Below are 16994 nucleotides of genomic sequence, written 5' to 3'. Positions count from 1 at the left end.
GCCTGGTGGCACTGTGGGCGTGGGCTGGTAATCTCCCTGCCCATGGGGACCCACCTCACCAAACGGCGCGCGGTCGACCTGTGCCGCGTGGCCACCTGCCTGTGTCGCCCCGTCATCTGACGGCGGGGCTGTCTCCGGCCGCCTGAACGGCGGCCACCCAGGGTCCACGAACCTCTCCCGGTTCCCCCTCAACGCCCGGCAGCGGCGCCGTCGCACGTACCCGTGATCCGTTCCTAGCTCTGGGTCCCGCGCGTGGTGCGACAACAATCGACATCGATTTCCGCGCGCAGGCTCACCAACCATCCTCACCAGGGAGTGATCTGATGAGTCGCGACACCGCACTCGTTTCGGCCGAGTGGGCCGAGAAGAACCTCGACGCCCCGGGCGTCGTCTTCGTCGAGGTCGACGAGGACACCTCGGCCTACGAAACCGGGCACATCGCCGGCGCCGTCAAGCTCGACTGGCGCACCGACCTCCAGGACCAGATCCGCCGGGACTTCGTCAACAAGTCCCAGTTCGAGGCGCTGCTGTCCGACCGGGGCATCGCCAACGACGACACCGTGATCCTGTACGGCGGCAACAACAACTGGTTCGCCGCGTACGCGTACTGGTACTTCAAGCTCTACGGCCACGGCGACGTCAAGCTGCTCGACGGCGGCCGCAAGAAGTGGGAGCTGGACGCGCGTCCGCTCGTCACCGACGTGGTGGAGCGGCCGAAGACGCAGTACGTCGCGCAGGAGCCGGACACCTCGATCCGCGCGTTCCGCGACGAGGTGGTCGCCGCGATCGGCACCAAGAACCTGGTCGACGTGCGCAGCCCCGACGAGTTCGCGGGCCGTCTGCTCGCCCCCGCCCACCTGCCGCAGGAGCAGGCGCAGCGGGCCGGTCACATCCCGACCGCGATCAGCGTCCCGTGGTCCAAGGCGGCGAACGAGGACGGCACGTTCAAGTCCGACGACGAGCTGCGCAAGATCTACGCCGACGCCGGGCTGGACGACAGCAAGGAGACCATCGCGTACTGCCGGATCGGCGAGCGCTCCTCGCACAGCTGGTTCGTGCTCCAGGAGCTGCTCGGGCACCGCAACGTGAAGAACTACGACGGTTCCTGGACCGAGTACGGCTCGCTCGTCGGCGTGCCGGTGGCGCTCGGCGACGAGCCCGGGGAGGCCTGATGACCGCCGCCTCCGCCGCCTCGACGGCTGCCGCCGGCTGCGCCGCGCCGGACCAGGCCGCCCCCCTCCCGGCGAGCCTGGACCTGGAGAAGGAAACCGTCATCACCGGCCGTGTGCTGTCCGAGTCCGGCGAGGTCGTGCCGGGCGCGTACGTGCGGCTGCTCGACTCCACGGGTGAGTTCACCGCCGAGGTGGTGACGTCGCCGGCCGGGCAGTTCCGGTTCTTCGCCGCGCCGGGCTCGTGGACGCTGCGGGCGCTGTCCCGCCACGGCAACGGCGACACCGCCGTGGACGCGGCTCGCGGGATCAACGAGGTGACCGTCTCGGTCGCCGCCTGACCCACGCTCTGATCGTGGCCCGCCACCCACAGGGGTGGCGGGCCACGAGCCGTTCCGGCGAGGGTACGTCCCGGCCGTGGCTGGCAGGCTGGACGGCGGCGCGCCCCGGACGCGCCGGAGGGGGATGAGGTGCCCGACGACGCCGCTGCCCACGCGATTCGCTATCTGATCGACTTCATCGACGGCAACCGGGGTGAGGAGATCGCCCGCGAGTTCCAACGCGCCGACGGGTCCGGCCGCGCGCGCCCGTTCGACGTCTCGGTCGCCAGCCTCGACACGGACCTGTCGTTCCTCACCAAGCGGGCCACGCTCGTCACCGGCAAGCTGGTCCTCTCCCAGCCCGGCGGCAAGCACCGCTATCTGGTCAACCGGGAAACCTGCAAGTGGTGCGGCAAGGACCCGGAGCGCTGCGGCCCGGACTGCCGGTACAAGGACATCCAGATCGACCAGCTCTTCGCCGAGTGCGACGACCTGCACCGCCTCGGCGCGTACCTGCGGGACTGCGCGCCGCTGCTGGAGCAGGGGCAGCTCGTCTACTTCCCGCAGACCTTCCGCCGCCGCCACCTGGAGTCACGCGCGCCGGACGCGCAGTCCACCTCCTCGCTGTTCAACAGCGTGGGTCAGATCGAGCTGGGCGACAACCCGGACCGCACGCTCGACCTGATCGTCAAGGGGCACCGCGTCGTCGACGTGCCGAGCGGGGATCCGGTGAAGGCGCGGCTGGTGACCCCACTGCTCCAGCTCGACCTGCCGATGCTGGAGGGCACCTCGCTGCGGGACTACTGCGCCATCCTGACCCAGGAGAGCGACGCGCTCGCCGCGACCCAGGCGTACCTGCGGGGCCGGATGCTGGACGTCGACACGGATCCGGACAAGGCGCTGGTGCAGCTCGCGAAGCTCGACGCGGAGATCCAGGAGGGGGTACGGGCGGCTCGCTCCGAGGTCGCCCGGGTAGCCCGGCGCTCGGCCGTGCAGGCCGCGGGCGCCGCGGTGGCGACTGTCGCCGCGACGCTGGTGGCGGTCGAGGGCACCCACCTGGCGCCGGTGCTCGGCATGCTGGGCGCGGGCGGGTTCTTCTCCGCGGTGCTCGCCGCCGACCAGTACGCCGACCGCCGTGGCGAGCTGCGGCAGCGCCCCTTCTACCTGCTGTGGCTGCTGTCCCGCCGGTCCGTCCCGGCCTGACCGGGAGTGCCGAGGCGCGGCCGGGCGCCTCGCCGGCACGTGACACCATGGCCGGGTGACTGCCGTCGAGACGGGCTACGCCCCGCCCAACCCTGGAGAGCAGCCGGGCAACGGCCGGCGTCGGCTGCGCTGGCTGACGGTCGCCACTGTGGCGTGGGCCGTGCTGCTGGCCGGGCTGACCTGGTGGTCGGTGCGCACCGACCCGCCGACGGTCAAGGAGCAGCGCTCACTGGACCAGGCCGGTCCGGTGGTGGACCGGGCGATCGGCGAGCTGACCGGCGCGGTCGGGTCCGACGGCGTACCGGCGCTCGTGCCGGACCGGCTGGAACGCGGCTGCCGGATCACGCCGATGGACTCCGGCGCGACGCTTGAGCGCGGCGTCGAGGTGGCGATCGGCGGCGACAACGCGCGCGCGGTGCTGCAGCGCATCGCCGACCGGCTGCCGCAGGCGTGGCGGGCGGGCGTGTCGACGTTCGACGGCGAGCCGCTGCTGCGCGCCGACGCCGGCGACTTCGTCGCGGTCGAGGGCCGCGCCGACGGCCCGGGCCGGGTGCTGCTGACCGCCGCGACCGGCTGCCGGCCGCTTGGTTCCGGCTACCGCGCGCCGACCGCCGACGCCGCGACCGAAGCCGGCGCGCTGGCGTCGGCGCTGGGCCGGTGGGGCGGCGCGACCGGCGCGGTCCAGGTCCTGGCCGCGCCGTGCCCCGGTGGGGGCGCCGCCCGCACCGCCCGGGGCGAGGCCGCCGCGCCGGCGGATCAGCCGCTCGCCGCCGCGTTCGGCGGTGGCGCCGCGCCGGTGGTGGACTCCGCCGACCGGTACGCGCGCCCGGGCGAGCCGGCCGTGCTGGCTGAGCGGGTCGACGAGCGGGTGCGCGTGGCGATGACCACGCCCTGCCCGGCCTGACTCACTCGCCGGGCAACGCGAGCGGCGGCGGCGCCGGCTCCTCGTGCGGCTCCCGGCTGCGGCCCAGCGCGTCCACCCGGCCCCAGCGGCCCGGGATGTCGAGCAGCTCCACCCGGCCCATGCCCGGCGGTACGGCCGGGTCGATGATCAGGTGCTCGCCCTGCGGCTCCAGCCCGAGCATCACCCGTAGCAGCAGCAGCGGAGTGCCGGCGGACCACGCCTGCGGGCTGCACGCCGTGGGGTACTCCACCGGGTAGTCGGTGAGGCCACGTTCGTAGCCGGCGAACACCTCGGGCAGTCGGCCGTCGAAGTAGCGGGACGCGTCGAGCAGCGCGTCGCAGAGCAGGCCGGCCTCCCGGCGGAAGCCGTACCGCCACAGGCCCCAGGCGATGATCGAGTTGTCGAACGGCCACACCGTGCCGACGTGGTAGCCGACCGGGTTGTACCGGCCCTGGTCGTCGGCGAGCGTGCGTACCCCCCAGCCGGAGAACAGACGCGGCCCGAGCAGGTGCGCGACGACCGCCGGGGCCCGTGCCTCGTCCACGATGCCGCTCCACAGCAGGTGGCCGATGTTCGAGGAGAGCGCGTCCACCTGCTGGCCCCGCGGGTCGAGCGCCAGCGCGTAGTACTCCCGGTCCGCGATCCAGAAGTCGCGGTTGAACCGTTCCTTCAGCGCCGCGGCCTCCTGCTCCAGCCGGTCGGCGTACGCCGGGTCCTGCCAGTGGGTGCGGGCCATGCGGGCGGCGCGCATCTTCGCGTCGTACGTGTACCCCTGCAGCTCGCAGGTGGCCCGGGGGAACTCCGGCATCCGCCCGTCGGCGTAGGAGATGGCTTCCGGCGAGTCCTTCCAGCACTGGTTCGGCAGCCCGGTCTCCGGGTTGCGGGACATGTACCAGACGTAGCCGGTGCCGAGCAGGTCCCCGTACGTGTCGAGCCAGGTCAGCGCCGCCCGGGTCTCGTACTCCAGGTTGCGTACCAGATCGGCGTCGCCGGTCCACCGCTCGTACTCGTCGAGCAGGATCACGAACAGCGCCGTGGTGTCGGCCGCGCCGTAGTACGGCGAGTGCGGCTGCTCCTCGAACCCGGCGCTCTCGCCGTAGCGCAGCTCGTGCAGGATCTTGCCCGGCTCCTCGTCGCGGAAGTCGTCGACCCGGCTGCCCTGCAGACCGGCCAGCATGACGATCGTCGGTTTGACCAGGTCGGGCAGGAACGGCAGCACCTGGAGCGAGGTGAAGATGCTGTCCCGGCCGAACAGCGTCATGAACCAGGGCAGGCCGGCGGCGAGCAGCCGGACCCCGAGCGTGATCGACTCGTACCGGAGCGCGGCCAGGTCGTTGAGGCTTCGCCGGTACGCCCCGGCCAGCGGCTCGCAGTCGCAGCCCAGCTTCGGCGCGCGGCTGATCAGGGCGCTCTGCTCGGCCTCGATCTCGGCCGCGGTGCGCTGGCCGCCCAGCGGCAGGACGGCCCGGATGTCCTCACCACGCGCGCCGTAGATGATGGTGCTGACGTGCAGCCGGGTGGTCCATTCGCCGTGCGGGCCGATCCGGACCCGGAAGGTCATCCCGTCCGCGTCGGCCTCGACCGGCGCGCTGCTGGTCACCAGCGTCTCGCGGCGGAACGCCTCCCGGTGGTAGGTCAGCCGCAGGCCGTTCCGCTCCACCGTCGGCGTGGTGCGTCCCTTCTTGTCACGCCGGTTCTTGATCTCCAGGAGGTCGGCGAAGTCGGAGCCGATGTCCAGCCGGAGGTGGAACTCCTGCTCCTGTTCGGAGTGATTGAGCACTGTCAGTTCCTCGTCGAGGCTGGCCCCGATCGCGCGGCTGCGGATCACCGACACGTTGGCGTCCAGGTAGTGCGTCGGCTCGCCGGGGACCAGGAAGAACCGGGTCTTGTACGACAGCGAGTCGTCGATGGAGAGCGCGTGCAGGCGTTGCCCGTCGATGGTGAGGAACCAGGTGGAGAGGAACCGGGTGTCGAAGGCGAACAGCCCGGTGGGGAAGTCGTACGACGGCTCGATGTTGCCGCGATCGTCGCTGACCAGGAACGTGTTGCCGTCGAGGATGCTGACCCGGTCCTTCACACCAGCCGCCGGACGTGCTCGCGGGCGACGTCCCGGGGATCCCGCACGTCGGGCCGTTGCGGCAGGAATCGGCGGAACGCCAGGAACAGCACGACGTGACCGCTGAATGTGGCCTCGTTGCGCAGCACCGCGGCCATGCCGGCGGCCCGCCCGGTGACGAGCTTCTCGAACAGCTCGGTGGACAGCGTCAGCACGCCGTCCGCCTGCCGTTGCTCCTCCCGGCTCACCTGCGCCGATCCGGGGGCCAGCGTCACGTACCAGTGCTCGGTACGGTTGCCGTCGGCCAGGTCGATCTGAAGCGTCCCTCCGACCGGGCTGTTCAGGACGGCTGCGGCACGCGCCGGCATCGACGCGAAGAATTCCTGGATCGCCTGACTCACATTCGCATGGTAGGCAGCATCCGGACAAGCCGGGTCAGGATCGGCGCACTGGGCAGAATGGACAACCTGGACCGGTTGTCAGTAGACCAACGCCTGTGCGCCCTCCGCCATCGCTTCCTCGACGAACACGGCGGCGCCCGCGATGCGTACGCCGGGGATGACGTCGTCCGTGCCGATGTCCCGCCGGGCCGCGCACTGGGTGCAGGCGGTCACCCGGCCGGTGGTCAGGACGACGTGCAGCAGTTCGCCCAGCGGCGCGGAGTGCGGCAGCTCGAACGACTCGGCCCGCCCGGGGAGCGCGAACCAGGTCGATTCGCCGGTGAGCCAGAGCGAGACGTCCACCCCTGCCGCGGCGGCGGTGGCGGCGACTGTGAACGCCTGGGCGCAGCGTTCCGGTGAGTCCGCGCCGGCGGTGGCCTTGACGACAAGAGAGCGCGCCATGCTGCCCAGCATAGGATGGTCCGGATGGTTACCGAGATCGGGTTCGTCAGCCTGCTGGTCGCGGGCCTGGGCGCGCTCGCCGGTGGCCTGGTCTATCTCGCGGTCCGCATAGCTAGAGGTAAGTGGTGAATCTGTGAGTGAGAATCCGCTTCAGCCGCCGTGGTTGAACGCGCCGCCGGTCGACCCGTACCCGTACGAGGAGAGCCACGACCTGCGCGTCGGCCCGAAGCTGCACCCGAGCCTGGACGGCCTGCTGCCGTACATCGGGGTGTGGCGCGGCCGGGGCCGGGGTGGGTTCCCGACGATCGAGGACTTCGACTACGCGCAGGAGATCCGGATCAGCCACGACGGCCGGCCGTTCCTGTTCTACGAGTCGCGGGCCTGGCTCCTGGACGAGGAGAGCCGCCCGGTCCGTCCGGCCGGCCGCGAGGTGGGCTGGTGGCGTCCGGTGCTCGACGGTGAACAGGTCACCGACGAGCTGGAGGCGCTGATGACCACGCCGACCGGCGTGATGGAGCTGCACATCGGCAAGCGCAAGGGCACCCAGATCGAGTTCGTCACCGACGCGGTGGTGCGTACCGCCACGGCGAAGGAGGTCACCGCCGGTGCCCGGCTCTTCGGCATCGTCGAGGGTGCCCTGCTGTACGCGCAGGAGATGGCCGCCGTGGGCCAGCCGCTGAGCCCGCACCTGTCCGCCCGCCTGACCCGGGTAGCCGGCTGACCTGTCTCGTTTCATTCCGACGATCATGAAGTTGGCGGCGACGGTTGCTCGATTTGTACCCGCCAACTTCATGATCAACGGGGTGGGGGGAAGTTCAGGAGGGCCTGGATGCGGGGGGTCAGGGGGGAACTCGGGCGGGGAGTGCCGTCCAATGTCGTGATCTCGACCGGGCCGCGTAGGGAGCTGGTCAGCCAGATCGCCTCGGCCTCGTGCAGGTCGGGCACTGTGGGTAGGTGCTCGGCCGGGGTCAGGCCCAGCTCGGCGGCGCGTTCCAGCAGGTGGCGGGCGGTTACGCCGGGCAGGATGCCGGTCTCCGCCGCCGGCACCGTGCAGAGCGTCCCGCCGCGCAGCCACACCACGTTGGCGGTGGGCCCCTCCAGTACGTAGCCGTCCGTCGAGACCCAGAGCACGTCGTCCACCCCGGAACGCTGCGCCCACCGCCGGGCCGCGGTGCTCAGCGCGTACGAGGTGGACTTCACACCGCTCGGCAGCCACCCCAGCTCGGGGCGGGACCGGGCGGCCACCCCGAGCGGCAGCGTGGCCACCGTCACCCCGGTCCGCCGGGCCAGCCGGACCACGGCGGGCACCTCGCCCAGCGTGGCGTACACCGTGGCCGGCCCGCCGCCCTCCGGCCCCCGGGTGCAGACCAGCCGCAGCGCGCCCTCCGTCTCCGGCGGCCAGCCGGCGCGGACCTCGTCCAGTAGCTCGACCAGCGCGCCGTCCGGTGGCAGCGGCAGGTCGATCGCCGCCGCGCCGGCCCGCAGCCGGGCCAGGTGCGGCGCCAGCAGCCAGGGGCCCCCGTCGCGCAGGTGCAGCGTCTCGAACAGGCCGTCGCCGCGCAGCACACCCCGGTCGTCGCCGCGCAGCACCGGCTCACCGGCCGGTACGAGCCCTCGGCCGAGCACCGCCACCCGCGTCGCCTCCACGGCCGCAGCGTAGTGGCGTACCCCGGCGGCGGACGGACCGGCGCGGCGGCCGAACTATGATCGAAGGGTGTCCGAATCCTCCCTCGCGGAAATGCTCCGCGCGCGCGGGCTGCGGCTGACGGCCCAGCGGCAGCTGGTGCTCCAGGCCGTCCTCGACCTCGGGCACGCCACCCCGGAGCAGGTGCACACGGCGGTCCGTGAGGTAGCGGCCGGCGTCAACATCACCACCATCTACCGCACCCTGGAGCTGCTGGAACGGCTCGGTCTGGTCACGCACACGCACCTGTCGCACGGTTCGCCGACCTACCACGCGGCCGGCGAGCACCAGCACGTGCACCTGGTGTGCCGGGAGTGCGGAGCGATCGACGAGATCTCACCCGAGATGCTCCGCCCGCTCGCCGACCAGCTGGCCGACCAGCGCGGGTTCCAGGTCGACATCGGGCACGTCGCGCTCTTCGGAGTCTGCGGCCGCTGCGCACAGGACGGGGAACGCACATGATCGACATCGCCGGAGCGGTGACCACCGACGCCATCGACGACCAGACCCGCGACCAGCCCGAACCGGCCCACCGCGCGGCCGGTGTCGGCCCGGTGGCCGCGCACTACGGCGACCCGATGCGCGAGCAGCGGCTCCTGGCCACCGGAGTGGGGCTGGTCGACCGCTCGCACCGGGGCGTGGTCGCCGTGCCGGGCGAGGAGCGGATCAGCTGGCTGCACACGCTGACCAGCCAGCATCTGGCCGCGCTGGCGCCGTGGCAGGGCACCGAGCTGCTGGTGCTCTCGCCGCACGGGCACGTCGAACAGCACGCGATGGTCGCCGACGACGGCGAGACCACCTGGCTGGACACCGAGCCGGGGATGACCGGCGGCCTGCTGTCGTACCTGGAGAAGATGCGGTTCTTCAGCAAGGTCGACCCGCGCGACGCCACCGCCGAGTACGCGCTGCTGTCGCTGGTCGGACCGGACGCGCCCGGCGCGCTCGACACGCTCGGCGTGACCGGGCTGGCCGCCCCCGACGTGGCCGCGGTGCCGGGTCCGAAGTTCCGTTCCGGCGAGCTGCCCGCGCGGCCCTCCGTGGTGTACGACGTCAAGCCGCTGCCGATCGGCGGCTGGGCCCGCCGGGTGGCGCTCGGCGTCGACCTGCTCGTGCCCCGCGCGGCCATGGACGGAGTGGTCGCCGAACTGCGCGGCGCCGGGGTGCCGGTGGCCGGGCTGTGGGCGTACGAGGCGACCCGGGTGGCCGCCAAGCAGGTGCGGGCCGGGGTGGACACCGACCACCGCACGATCCCCGCCGAGGTGGACCTGATCGCCCCAGCCGTGCACCTGGACAAGGGCTGCTACCGGGGGCAGGAGACGGTGGCCCGGGTGCACAATCTGGGCAAGCCGCCGCGCCGGCTCGTCCTGCTGCACCTGGACGGCGTGATGAGCGATCAGCCGCCGGCCGCCGGTACGCCCGTGACGCTCGACGGCCGTACCGTCGGCTTCGTGGGCACCGCCGTGCAGCACTACGAGCTGGGCCAGGTCGCGCTGGCGGTGCTGAAGCGCAACACGCCCGACGACGCCCGCCTGCTCGTCGGTGAGACTGCCGCCGCCGTCGACGTGTAAGGAAGGGCCCCCTATTAACGCCTCCGGTAGAGGAAGGGTCCCTTCTTAACGCCGCCCACGCCGGAAATCCTCCGGTCGACCCGGTGTCGGGCGCCGGTCTAGGATCCGGGGCATGACGACAGGGACGTTGATCACGGTTGCCCCCACCGGCGCGGAGTCGGCGAAGGCGGAGGTGCCGGCGCTGCCGGTCACGCTCGACGAGCTGCTGCTGACCGCCAAGGAGTGCGAGGCGCTCGGCGCCGCCGTGATCCACGTCCACATCCGCGACGACGACGCGCGGCCCACGCTCGACCAGGGGCGGCTGCGGGACACCGTGGCGGCGCTGCGGGAGAACACCGACCTGATCGTGCAGCTCTCCTCCGGCGGCGCGGTGACCGACCCGGAGTCCGCCCGGCTCGCGGTGCTCGACGCCGGGCCGGACATGGCCTCCTGCACCATGGGCACCGTCAACTTCGGCGACGACGTGTTCCTCAACCGGTGGGAGTTCATCGTCGACCTGCACACCCGGATGCAGGAGCGGGGCGTCGTCCCCGAGTACGAGATCTTCGACCTGGGCCACCTCACCGCGTTGCAGCGGCTGCTCGGCAAGTACGGCCTGCCGCACGGCGGGCACGTGCACGTCGACTTCGTGATGGGTGTGCCGGGCGGCATGCCGGGCACCACGGCGACCCTGGTGGCGGCCCAGCAGATGCTGCGCGACCTGCCCGAGGGCACCACGTTCTCGGCCACCGGCATCGGGCGCAGCACGATCGCGGTGATGATGGCCGCGCTGTCGACCGGCGGTCACCTGCGTGTCGGCATGGAGGACACTGTCACGTACGCCAAGGGGCGCCCGGTGGAGTCCAACATGCAACTCGTCGCGCGGGCGGTCGGCTTCGCCCAGCTCGCCCAGCGGCCCCCGCTGAGCACCGCCGAGGCCCGTACGCTGCTCGGTCTTCCGGCCGCTGGGTAAGCGGCGCACGGGCCGGCGGCCATGTACGGCCCCGGACGACGTCGCAGGTCACCCCGCCGCCGACCGGGTCCACCCCATCGGTACGGTCCATAACGTGGGAAAGACGTACGAGGGCGGCGTGCCGCTCGCCGAGGTGGTCCGGTCCGGCTTCGTGGAAGGCGTCCACCGGGGTTCCGTGGTGGTGCTCGACGCCGCCGGTGCGCCTGTCGCCGGGGCCGGTGACGTGACCTCGCCGATCTTCCCCCGCTCGTCCAACAAGCCGATGCAGGCGATCGGGATGCTCCGGGCCGGTCTGCCGCTCACCGACCCCGCCGACGTGGCGCTGGTCGCGGCCAGTCACGCCGGTGAGGAGTTCCACATCGAGCGGGTCACCGCGCTGCTGCGCGACGCCGGGCTGACCGGGGACGCGCTGCACTGCCCGCCGGACCTGCCGGTCGGCGAGGCCGCCCGGGAGGCGGTGCTGCGGGCCGGCGGAGGTCCGGCCCGGGTGCTGATGAACTGCTCCGGCAAGCACGCCGGCATGCTGCGCACCTGCCTGGCCGCCGGCTGGCCGCTGGACGGCTACTGGCGGCCCGAGCATCCGCTCCAGCAGCGACTGAGCGCCACGATCGAGGAGTTCACCGGGGAACGGGCGGCGGCGGTCGGGGTGGACGGCTGTGGCGCGCCGGTGCTGGCCGTCTCGCTCACCGGGCTGGCGCGCGCGTTCCTGCGGCTGGTCGACGCCGAGCCGGGCACCGTCGAGCGGACCGTGGCGGACGCGATGCGGACGTACCCGGAGCTGGTCGGCGGCACCCAGGCCGAGGACACGCGGCTGATGCGCGGCGTACCCGGCCTGCTCGCCAAGATCGGCGCGGAGGGCGTGATCGCGGCGGCGGTCCCGGGGGTCGGCGCGGTCGCCCTGAAGATCGACGACGGCGGGGCCAGGGCCCGCATGCCCGTCCTCGCCTCGGCGCTGTCCCGCCTGGACGCCCGCGCGCCGATCCTCACCGAGTACGCCGAAACCCCGGTCCTGGGCGGCGGCCTCCCCGTAGGCGCAACCCGCCCCCTCTGGTAACGCCCCCGCCCCCACGCTTCCTCGCCTCGCCGATCTTGCACTTTCGGCCCCGGCCGTGCCGGTAATGCCCTTTTGTCAGGGCAGCAAGTGCAAGATCGCTGGGACCTCACGCCGGCCCCGCCCCGCCCGTCCCGGCTCGGCGATCTTGCACGTTCGGCCCCAGGTGTGCCCGAAACACCCTGTTTATCGGGGCAGCAAGTGCAAGATCGGCGAGGGCTGGGGCGCGGGACGGTCAGGGGAGGAAGGACAGGAGGGTGGGGTTGACCTCGGTGGGGCGCTCCAGGGGGAGCAGATGCGCCGCGTCTGGGACGTCGGGGAGGCGTACACCGTGCGGGGCCTCGTCGGCGATGCGGTCGGCCAGGCGGCGGATGTCGGCCAGGTCGTCGGCGCCGGTGCCGACCAGCACCGGTACGCGCAGCTCGCCCAGCCGGTCGATCGCCGGCGGGTCCAGCTCGCCGACGTCGATCGCGCTCAGCGCCTGCTCGGCGGCGAGCGCCCGGCGGTCCATCTCTTCGGCGAACCGGATCAGCTCCGGGTCGACGTCCTCCGGGCGGCGGGTCGGGCCGACCACCCAGAACCGCACCTCCCCGGCGGCGGTGGCGGCGAAGTCCTCCGGGTCCACGTCGCCGACCAGCTCCTCCCAGAGCTGCTCGGTCTCCTCGGACCACTCGTTGCCGGAGACCGGCGCGCCGAAGAGCGCCAGTGCCGAGATCCGCTCCGGGTGGGCGAGCGCGGCGTCCACCGCGACGCGGCCGCCGAAGGAGCAGCCGACGAGCGCGGCCTGCTCGATGCCCAGCGCGTCGAGCAGCCCGATCACGTCGTCGTGGTGGGTGAACGGCGTGGGTGGCAGTTCCGACTCGCCGTAGCCGCGCAGGTCCAGCGCGATCACCCGGTGTCGCTGCGCGAGCGCCGGGATCTGCCCGCGCCACATCCGCCGGTCGGCGATGCCGGCGTGCAGCAGCACCACGGCGGTGCCGGTGCCGCTCTCGTCGTACGCGAGCCGCGCGCCGTTGATCTCGATCTTGGTCACGGGGAAGAACGGTACGGACCGGACATGGGCTCCGCAACCGCCATTGGTGACCCTGCTAACTCTGGTTAGCGTTTTGCTTGCAGGAGTTAGCAGCCCGAGCTAGCGTTGAGTCATGGCCACCAGCAAGGACCTTCCCGATGTCGGCGGGTTCATTCGCGACCTGCGGCGCAACGCGAAGATCTCACTGCGCCAGCTCGCCGAGCAGGCGGGTGTCAGCAATCCCTACCTGAGCCAGATCGAGCGAGGGCTGCGCAAGCCGAGCGCCGAGGTGCTCCAGCAGCTCGCCAGCGCGCTGCGCGTCTCCACCCCGGCGATGTACCTGCGGGCCGGGCTGCTGGACGACAAGGAGGGCCAGGGCGTGCTCGCGGCGATCGCCGTCGACCCCGAGCTGACCATGGCCCAGAAGCAGTCGCTCACCCAGATCTACGAGACGTTCCGGCGCGAGAACGCGCGCCTGGCCGAGGCGACCGAGGCAGCCGCGACGACGGAAACGGCCGAGACGGCCGCTCCGACGGAGGCGGCCACAGCGCCCGAGGCTCCGGCGACCGTCGCCGCTGCCGCCACCGGTCCCGTCACGCCGGAGGGCACACCGACCGAGGCGGTCCTCGAATCGGTAGCCGTCACCGAAGCGGGCGCCGCGCCCGCGCCGACCACCGCCGCCCCTGAGCACACGACCGCCCGCCGGGCGGCCCGGAAGGCCGCCGGTGCGGCCGAGGAGGAGCAGTCATGACCACCCAGCCGAAGACCAACCGCATCCCCGCACCCCTCTACGCCGCCGCCGGCGCCGGTGAGCTGGCCCTGGAGCAGCTGCGCAAGCTGCCGACGGTGGTCAGCGGCCTCGGCACCCGGGTCGTCGCCGACCTCGGCGGCAAGGCCGTCGTCACCGGTTTCGAGCTGCGCCAGAAGGCCACCGAGACGCTGAAGACCGCCAACCAGACCGCCACCGGGCTGCGCGAGCGGGCCGTCGCCACCGACCTCGACCAGCTCCGCGAGGCGGCCAACCTGGAGAAGCTGCGCGAGGCCGCCAACCTGGAGAAGCTCCGGGACGCCGCCAACCTGGACAAGCTCCGCGAGGCCGCCACCCGCAACGCCGCCGTCGTGGTGGCCGGTGCGCACGCCGCGCAGGAGCGCGCCCTGGCCGCGTACGCCGAGCTGGTCGCCCGCGGTGAGCGCGTCGTCGGCGCCGGTGTGCTGGAGGCCGCCGACACGGTGAACGCCGACATCGCGGCCACCGAGGCCACCGGCATCGACGTGGCCCCGAAGGCCGACGAAACCCCGAAGACCGACGCCGCCCCGAAGGCCGCCGCCGTGACGACTGACGTGCCCAGCCCGGCCGAGGTGGCCGAGGCGGTGGCCGCCAAGCCGGCCGCGGTGAAGCGCACCCGCGCCACCAAGGCGACCGCGACCAAGGCCGTCGCCAAGACGACCGCCACCAGGGCCGCCAAGCCGGCCACCCCGTCGGCGAAGCTGCCGAAGGCCACGAAGCGGACCCGCCCGGCCGCCGAGTGACCTGATGCTCCACCGGGACCCCGGACAACGTCTTGTCGGACGTTTCCGGGGTCTCGGCATAAGCTTGCCCCCATGGCCATCGCCGCGCCGATCTTCGCGTTCGCAGTCCAAGACGTGATCCAGCTGATCCTGCTCGTCTTCGCCCTGGTCGTACAGGGAGTGGCGCTGGTGCACGCGGTCACCCAGCGCGGCGACGGTTTCGCCGCGATCGGCACGCTGCCCAAGGGCGGCTGGGTCGCCATCCTGGCGGTCTGCCTGCTGTTGACCCTGCTCGGCTTCGGCCCGATCAGCCTCTTCGGACTGATCGGCATCGCGGCCGGTCTCATCTACCTGCTCGACGTGCGGCCCGGCCTGCGGGACCTGCACGACGGCCGAGGGTCCTGGTGAGAGGTTTCCGCTGGCCTCCGCCGCCGGACGGCGGTCCCCGCACCTGGGGGCCGGGTCCCGGCGCGCCCCGGACCGGGCGTCCCGCGCTGCCGGAGCCGGAGACGGAACTGGTCGCGACGCCGCACGGCGTGAGCCTGGAGCGCCTGGTCACCGGCACCGGTGAGCCGGTCACCGTGTTCGCGCACGGGCTGGGCAACGGCATCGCCACCACCCGTCCGTTCGGCAGCGGCGTCGCCGGCCGGCGCATCTTCTTCCAGTTCCGTGGGCACGGCCGCTCCGACTCCCCGCCCGGCCCGTGGAGCTACCTGGACCTCGCCCGTGACCTGCGCGCGATCGCGGACCTGGGCGGCGCGACCAGGGCGTTCGGCGCCAGCCTCGGCGCGGGCGCGCTCTGCCGGCTGCTCGCGGAGAGCCCGGAACGCTTCGAGCGGCTCGTCTTCTTCCTGCCCGCCGTGCTGGACACGCCGCGCGGCGAGGTGGCGCGGGCCCGGCTCACCGGCCTGCTCGACGCGGTGGCCGAGGGCGACGCCTCGGCGCTGGCCGACGTGGTGTCGCTGGAACTGCCGCCGTCGGTGCGCAACACCCCGGCCGGCTGGGCCTACCTGCGGCAGCGGCTCGACCAGTTGCTGCGCGACGGCCTCGCGCCGGGGCTGGCCGACCTGCCCGGGCAGGCCCCGCTCGACGACGCCGGGTCGCTCGCCGCGGTCACCGCGCCGGCGCTGGTCATCGCCGCCGCCGACGACGACCTGCACCCGGTCGCCGTCGCCGAACGGCTGGCCGCCGCGCTCCCAAACGCCACACTGCACGTGTACGACCGGCCCGGCGTGCTCTGGACCGAACGCGCCGACCTGCGGGGGCGCGTCTCGGAGTTCCTGAACGGGTAACGTCGCCGTCCATGGGCGTCACACACCACGGCCGTACGCACCGGCTCGACCTCGCCGACCCGACCCTGCGCGAGTGGACGTGCCGGGTGCTGGCGGCCGACCCCGAGCAGGGCATCGTGCTGGACCGGTCCGCGTTCTACCCGGGTGGCGGCGGGCAGCCGCCGGATCACGGGGTGCTGCTCTGGCAGGGCGTACAGACCCGCATCGTCGGCACCCGCAAGGGCGACGACCTGTGGCTGATCCCGGCCGAGGGTGACCCGGTGCCGCCGGTCGGCACCGAGGTGGTCGGCGCGGTGGAGGACGCCCGCCGGAGCATGCTCATGCGTACCCACTCCGGGCTGCACGTGCTCTGCGGCGTGGTGTTCCGTGACTTCGGCGCGCTCGTGACCGGCGGCAACATGGAACCGGGCGAGGCCCGGATGGACTTCAACCTGCCCGAGGTGCCGCCGGACTTCAAGGCCCGCATCGAGGAGCTGGTGAACGCCGAGGTGGCCGCCGACCGGTCGGTGGCGGTGCGGGTGCTGCCGCGCGCCGAGGCGCTCGCGCTGCCGGACATCATCCGTACCCAGTCGAACCTGATCCCGCCGGAGGAGCAGGAGGTGCGGATCGTCGACATCGTCGGGCTGGACGTGCAGGCCGACGGCGGCACGCACGTCGCCTCCACCGCCCAGATCGGCAAGGTCCAGGTGGTCAAGGTGGAGAGCAAGGGGCGGGCCAACCGCCGGGTACGCGTGCGCCTGGCGGACTGACCCGTCCGGTCACCGCGGCAGGTGAGCGGCCCGGACGGCGAGCAGCCAGCGTTCCACTGTCGTCTCGTCCGGCCGCTCCTCCAGCGGCGAGCGGATCCGGTCGAACTCGGCCTCGGCGTCCGCCACCAGGGCCTGCGCCTCGTCCAGCGCGCCTCCGGCGACCCGTTCGCCGAACGCGCGGAACCACTCCGGGTCGGCGAGGCGGATCTCCAGCACGCCTGTCGCGTACAGCACCCGGCCCTGGTGCAGCAGCCGGGCCAGGTGCCGGGCGTGCTTCGCCGAGCGCCGCCGCCCACCGGCGTCGGCGGGCCGGCCGGCGAGTTTGCGGAACTGCTGCCCGGCGTACCCGAGGTAGGCGTCGCGGACCCGGGGCGCGCTCAGGAACGCCGACCGGATGGCGATCAGCTCCTCGCCGAATGCGGTACGGGTCTCGTAGCAGTCGTCGGGCAGCCACATCAGCTCGGTGGCTGTCGGGTTGCCGCTCAGCGCCAGCAGCGCGTACTTGCGGGCCTCGTGCAGCGTGACGTCCGGCTCGGTGGTCACGACCGACTCGCGGGGCGGGCGCAGGCCGTGGAACGCGACTGTGGGCGCGGCGAACACGCCGAGCCGGTCGGTGTCCGAGCCGGGACCGGCCAGCCCGTACGCGACCGAGCCGACGATCCCGGACAGCAGCAGGTGCATAC

The 16994-nt window shown here is 73.0% G+C and carries 22 protein-coding genes; 16 read left to right on the top strand and 6 right to left on the bottom strand.

Translation table 11 applies throughout. From position 1 onward, the window contains the following. Nucleotides 1-42 precede the first annotated feature (42 nt). From MicB006_RS32730 to MicB006_RS08750, 5 genes are all read left to right on the top strand, one after another. The gene (locus MicB006_RS32730; RefSeq protein ID WP_310503780.1) at nucleotides 43-120 is read left to right on the top strand and encodes an Ms5788A family Cys-rich leader peptide; all 78 of its coding nucleotides are present in this window, start codon (nucleotides 43-45) and stop codon (nucleotides 118-120) included. 203 nt (nucleotides 121-323) lie between these two features. Continuing rightward, entirely contained in the window at nucleotides 324-1172 is an 849-nt protein-coding gene (locus MicB006_RS08765) for a sulfurtransferase (RefSeq protein WP_073829109.1), read from the top strand. After that, nucleotides 1172-1510, top strand: coding sequence for a DUF1416 domain-containing protein (locus MicB006_RS08760; RefSeq protein WP_116505143.1), 339 nt, complete (start codon nucleotides 1172-1174; stop codon nucleotides 1508-1510). The genes MicB006_RS08765 and MicB006_RS08760 overlap by 1 nt, the downstream gene beginning before the upstream one ends. A gap of 129 nt (nucleotides 1511-1639) precedes the next feature. Beyond that, complete coding sequence (locus tag MicB006_RS08755) at nucleotides 1640-2692, top strand: hypothetical protein (protein ID WP_116505141.1); 1053 nt, start codon at nucleotides 1640-1642, stop codon at nucleotides 2690-2692. A gap of 55 nt (nucleotides 2693-2747) precedes the next feature. Next, nucleotides 2748-3596 (top strand): hypothetical protein, encoded by an 849-nt coding sequence (locus tag MicB006_RS08750; protein WP_116505139.1) that lies wholly within the window; start codon nucleotides 2748-2750, stop codon nucleotides 3594-3596. Nucleotide 3597: 1 nt separating this feature from the next. Here the strand turns inward: MicB006_RS08750 and MicB006_RS08745 are convergent, their stop codons facing one another. The 3 genes from MicB006_RS08745 to MicB006_RS08735 form a co-directional block, all read right to left on the bottom strand. After that, complete coding sequence (locus MicB006_RS08745; protein ID WP_116505137.1) at nucleotides 3598-5673, bottom strand: glycogen debranching N-terminal domain-containing protein; 2076 nt, start codon at nucleotides 5671-5673, stop codon at nucleotides 3598-3600. After that, entirely contained in the window at nucleotides 5670-6020 is a 351-nt protein-coding gene (locus MicB006_RS08740; protein WP_116511268.1) for an SCP2 sterol-binding domain-containing protein, read from the bottom strand. The genes MicB006_RS08745 and MicB006_RS08740 overlap by 4 nt, the downstream gene beginning before the upstream one ends. A 111-nt stretch (nucleotides 6021-6131) precedes the next feature. Continuing rightward, the gene (locus MicB006_RS08735) at nucleotides 6132-6506 is read right to left on the bottom strand and encodes a DsrE family protein (protein ID WP_116505135.1); all 375 of its coding nucleotides are present in this window, start codon (nucleotides 6504-6506) and stop codon (nucleotides 6132-6134) included. 12 nt (nucleotides 6507-6518) lie between these two features. Between MicB006_RS08735 and mtfM the strand changes: the two genes are divergently transcribed. After that, on the top strand, nucleotides 6519-6623 hold the full coding sequence (gene mtfM, locus MicB006_RS32660; protein ID WP_030504452.1) for a small membrane protein MtfM: 105 nt from the start codon (nucleotides 6519-6521) through the stop codon (nucleotides 6621-6623). 4 nt (nucleotides 6624-6627) lie between these two features. Then, on the top strand, nucleotides 6628-7215 hold the full coding sequence (locus MicB006_RS08730) for an FABP family protein (RefSeq protein ID WP_116505133.1): 588 nt from the start codon (nucleotides 6628-6630) through the stop codon (nucleotides 7213-7215). Between the two features lie 74 nt (nucleotides 7216-7289). Here MicB006_RS08730 and MicB006_RS08725 read toward each other — a convergent pair whose 3' ends face one another. Continuing rightward, the gene (locus MicB006_RS08725; RefSeq protein WP_116505132.1) at nucleotides 7290-8141 is read right to left on the bottom strand and encodes an aminotransferase class IV; all 852 of its coding nucleotides are present in this window, start codon (nucleotides 8139-8141) and stop codon (nucleotides 7290-7292) included. 91 nt (nucleotides 8142-8232) lie between these two features. Between MicB006_RS08725 and MicB006_RS08720 the strand changes: the two genes are divergently transcribed. The 4 genes from MicB006_RS08720 to MicB006_RS08705 all read left to right on the top strand — a co-directional run bounded on the left by MicB006_RS08720 (nucleotide 8233) and on the right by MicB006_RS08705 (nucleotide 11752). Beyond that, nucleotides 8233-8640, top strand: a complete 408-nt coding sequence (locus tag MicB006_RS08720) for a Fur family transcriptional regulator (protein ID WP_073829100.1) — start codon at nucleotides 8233-8235, stop codon at nucleotides 8638-8640. Further along, nucleotides 8637-9746, top strand: a complete 1110-nt coding sequence (locus MicB006_RS08715) for a folate-binding protein YgfZ (protein ID WP_073829099.1) — start codon at nucleotides 8637-8639, stop codon at nucleotides 9744-9746. The genes MicB006_RS08720 and MicB006_RS08715 overlap by 4 nt, the downstream gene beginning before the upstream one ends. 112 nt (nucleotides 9747-9858) lie before the next feature. Then, complete coding sequence (locus tag MicB006_RS08710; RefSeq protein ID WP_116505130.1) at nucleotides 9859-10698, top strand: 3-keto-5-aminohexanoate cleavage protein; 840 nt, start codon at nucleotides 9859-9861, stop codon at nucleotides 10696-10698. Between the two features lie 94 nt (nucleotides 10699-10792). After that, on the top strand, nucleotides 10793-11752 hold the full coding sequence (locus MicB006_RS08705; RefSeq protein ID WP_116505128.1) for an asparaginase: 960 nt from the start codon (nucleotides 10793-10795) through the stop codon (nucleotides 11750-11752). Between the two features lie 232 nt (nucleotides 11753-11984). On the opposite strand, the gene MicB006_RS08700 is transcribed toward MicB006_RS08705, so the two are convergent. Continuing rightward, a complete protein-coding gene (locus MicB006_RS08700; RefSeq protein ID WP_192900207.1) occupies nucleotides 11985-12782 on the bottom strand; it encodes an alpha/beta fold hydrolase in 798 nt (265 codons plus the stop codon). A 112-nt stretch (nucleotides 12783-12894) separates the two neighbouring features. On the opposite strand from MicB006_RS08700, the gene MicB006_RS08695 reads away from it, so the two are divergent. The 5 genes from MicB006_RS08695 (at nucleotide 12895) to MicB006_RS08675 (ending at nucleotide 16311) form a co-directional block, all read left to right on the top strand. After that, nucleotides 12895-13512 (top strand): helix-turn-helix domain-containing protein, encoded by a 618-nt coding sequence (locus MicB006_RS08695; RefSeq protein WP_116505123.1) that lies wholly within the window; start codon nucleotides 12895-12897, stop codon nucleotides 13510-13512. Then, nucleotides 13509-14291, top strand: coding sequence for a hypothetical protein (locus MicB006_RS08690; RefSeq protein ID WP_116505122.1), 783 nt, complete (start codon nucleotides 13509-13511; stop codon nucleotides 14289-14291). The genes MicB006_RS08695 and MicB006_RS08690 overlap by 4 nt, the downstream gene beginning before the upstream one ends. 72 nt (nucleotides 14292-14363) lie before the next feature. After that, complete coding sequence (locus MicB006_RS08685; RefSeq protein WP_030504568.1) at nucleotides 14364-14678, top strand: DUF2516 family protein; 315 nt, start codon at nucleotides 14364-14366, stop codon at nucleotides 14676-14678. Further along, complete coding sequence (locus MicB006_RS08680) at nucleotides 14675-15562, top strand: alpha/beta fold hydrolase (protein ID WP_073829093.1); 888 nt, start codon at nucleotides 14675-14677, stop codon at nucleotides 15560-15562. The genes MicB006_RS08685 and MicB006_RS08680 overlap by 4 nt, the downstream gene beginning before the upstream one ends. 11 nt (nucleotides 15563-15573) lie before the next feature. Then, complete coding sequence (locus MicB006_RS08675; RefSeq protein ID WP_073829092.1) at nucleotides 15574-16311, top strand: alanyl-tRNA editing protein; 738 nt, start codon at nucleotides 15574-15576, stop codon at nucleotides 16309-16311. Between the two features lie 9 nt (nucleotides 16312-16320). Here MicB006_RS08675 and MicB006_RS08670 read toward each other — a convergent pair whose 3' ends face one another. After that, nucleotides 16321-16992, bottom strand: a complete 672-nt coding sequence (locus tag MicB006_RS08670) for a DNA polymerase beta superfamily protein (protein WP_116505120.1) — start codon at nucleotides 16990-16992, stop codon at nucleotides 16321-16323. Between the last annotated feature and the right edge of the window lie 2 nt (nucleotides 16993-16994).

It is taken from the genome of Micromonospora sp. B006 (assembly GCF_003408515.1).
Classification (GTDB): Bacteria; Actinomycetota; Actinomycetes; order Mycobacteriales; family Micromonosporaceae; genus Micromonospora; species Micromonospora echinospora_A.
This window is presented reverse-complemented; position numbering and strand designations above follow the sequence as displayed.

Bases quoted from the DNA above. Each gene is read 5' to 3' on its own strand.
- MicB006_RS08695 (WP_116505123.1), top strand. From the start codon at position 12,895: ATGGCCACCAGCAAGGACCTTCCCGATGTCGGCGGGTTCATTCGCGAC.
- MicB006_RS08715 (WP_073829099.1), top strand. From the start codon at position 8,637: ATGATCGACATCGCCGGAGCGGTGACCACCGACGCCATCGACGACCAG.
- MicB006_RS08765 (WP_073829109.1), top strand. From the start codon at position 324: ATGAGTCGCGACACCGCACTCGTTTCGGCCGAGTGGGCCGAGAAGAAC.
- MicB006_RS32730 (WP_310503780.1), top strand. From the start codon at position 43: ATGGGGACCCACCTCACCAAACGGCGCGCGGTCGACCTGTGCCGCGTG.
- mtfM (WP_030504452.1), top strand. From the start codon at position 6,519: ATGGTTACCGAGATCGGGTTCGTCAGCCTGCTGGTCGCGGGCCTGGGC.
- MicB006_RS08675 (WP_073829092.1), top strand. From the start codon at position 15,574: ATGGGCGTCACACACCACGGCCGTACGCACCGGCTCGACCTCGCCGAC.
- MicB006_RS08670 (WP_116505120.1), bottom strand. From the start codon at position 16,992: ATGCACCTGCTGCTGTCCGGGATCGTCGGCTCGGTCGCGTACGGGCTG.
- MicB006_RS08710 (WP_116505130.1), top strand. From the start codon at position 9,859: ATGACGACAGGGACGTTGATCACGGTTGCCCCCACCGGCGCGGAGTCG.
- MicB006_RS08740 (WP_116511268.1), bottom strand. From the start codon at position 6,020: ATGCCGGCGCGTGCCGCAGCCGTCCTGAACAGCCCGGTCGGAGGGACG.
- MicB006_RS08735 (WP_116505135.1), bottom strand. From the start codon at position 6,506: ATGCTGGGCAGCATGGCGCGCTCTCTTGTCGTCAAGGCCACCGCCGGC.
- MicB006_RS08760 (WP_116505143.1), top strand. From the start codon at position 1,172: ATGACCGCCGCCTCCGCCGCCTCGACGGCTGCCGCCGGCTGCGCCGCG.
- MicB006_RS08685 (WP_030504568.1), top strand. From the start codon at position 14,364: ATGGCCATCGCCGCGCCGATCTTCGCGTTCGCAGTCCAAGACGTGATC.
- MicB006_RS08720 (WP_073829100.1), top strand. From the start codon at position 8,233: ATGCTCCGCGCGCGCGGGCTGCGGCTGACGGCCCAGCGGCAGCTGGTG.
- MicB006_RS08690 (WP_116505122.1), top strand. From the start codon at position 13,509: ATGACCACCCAGCCGAAGACCAACCGCATCCCCGCACCCCTCTACGCC.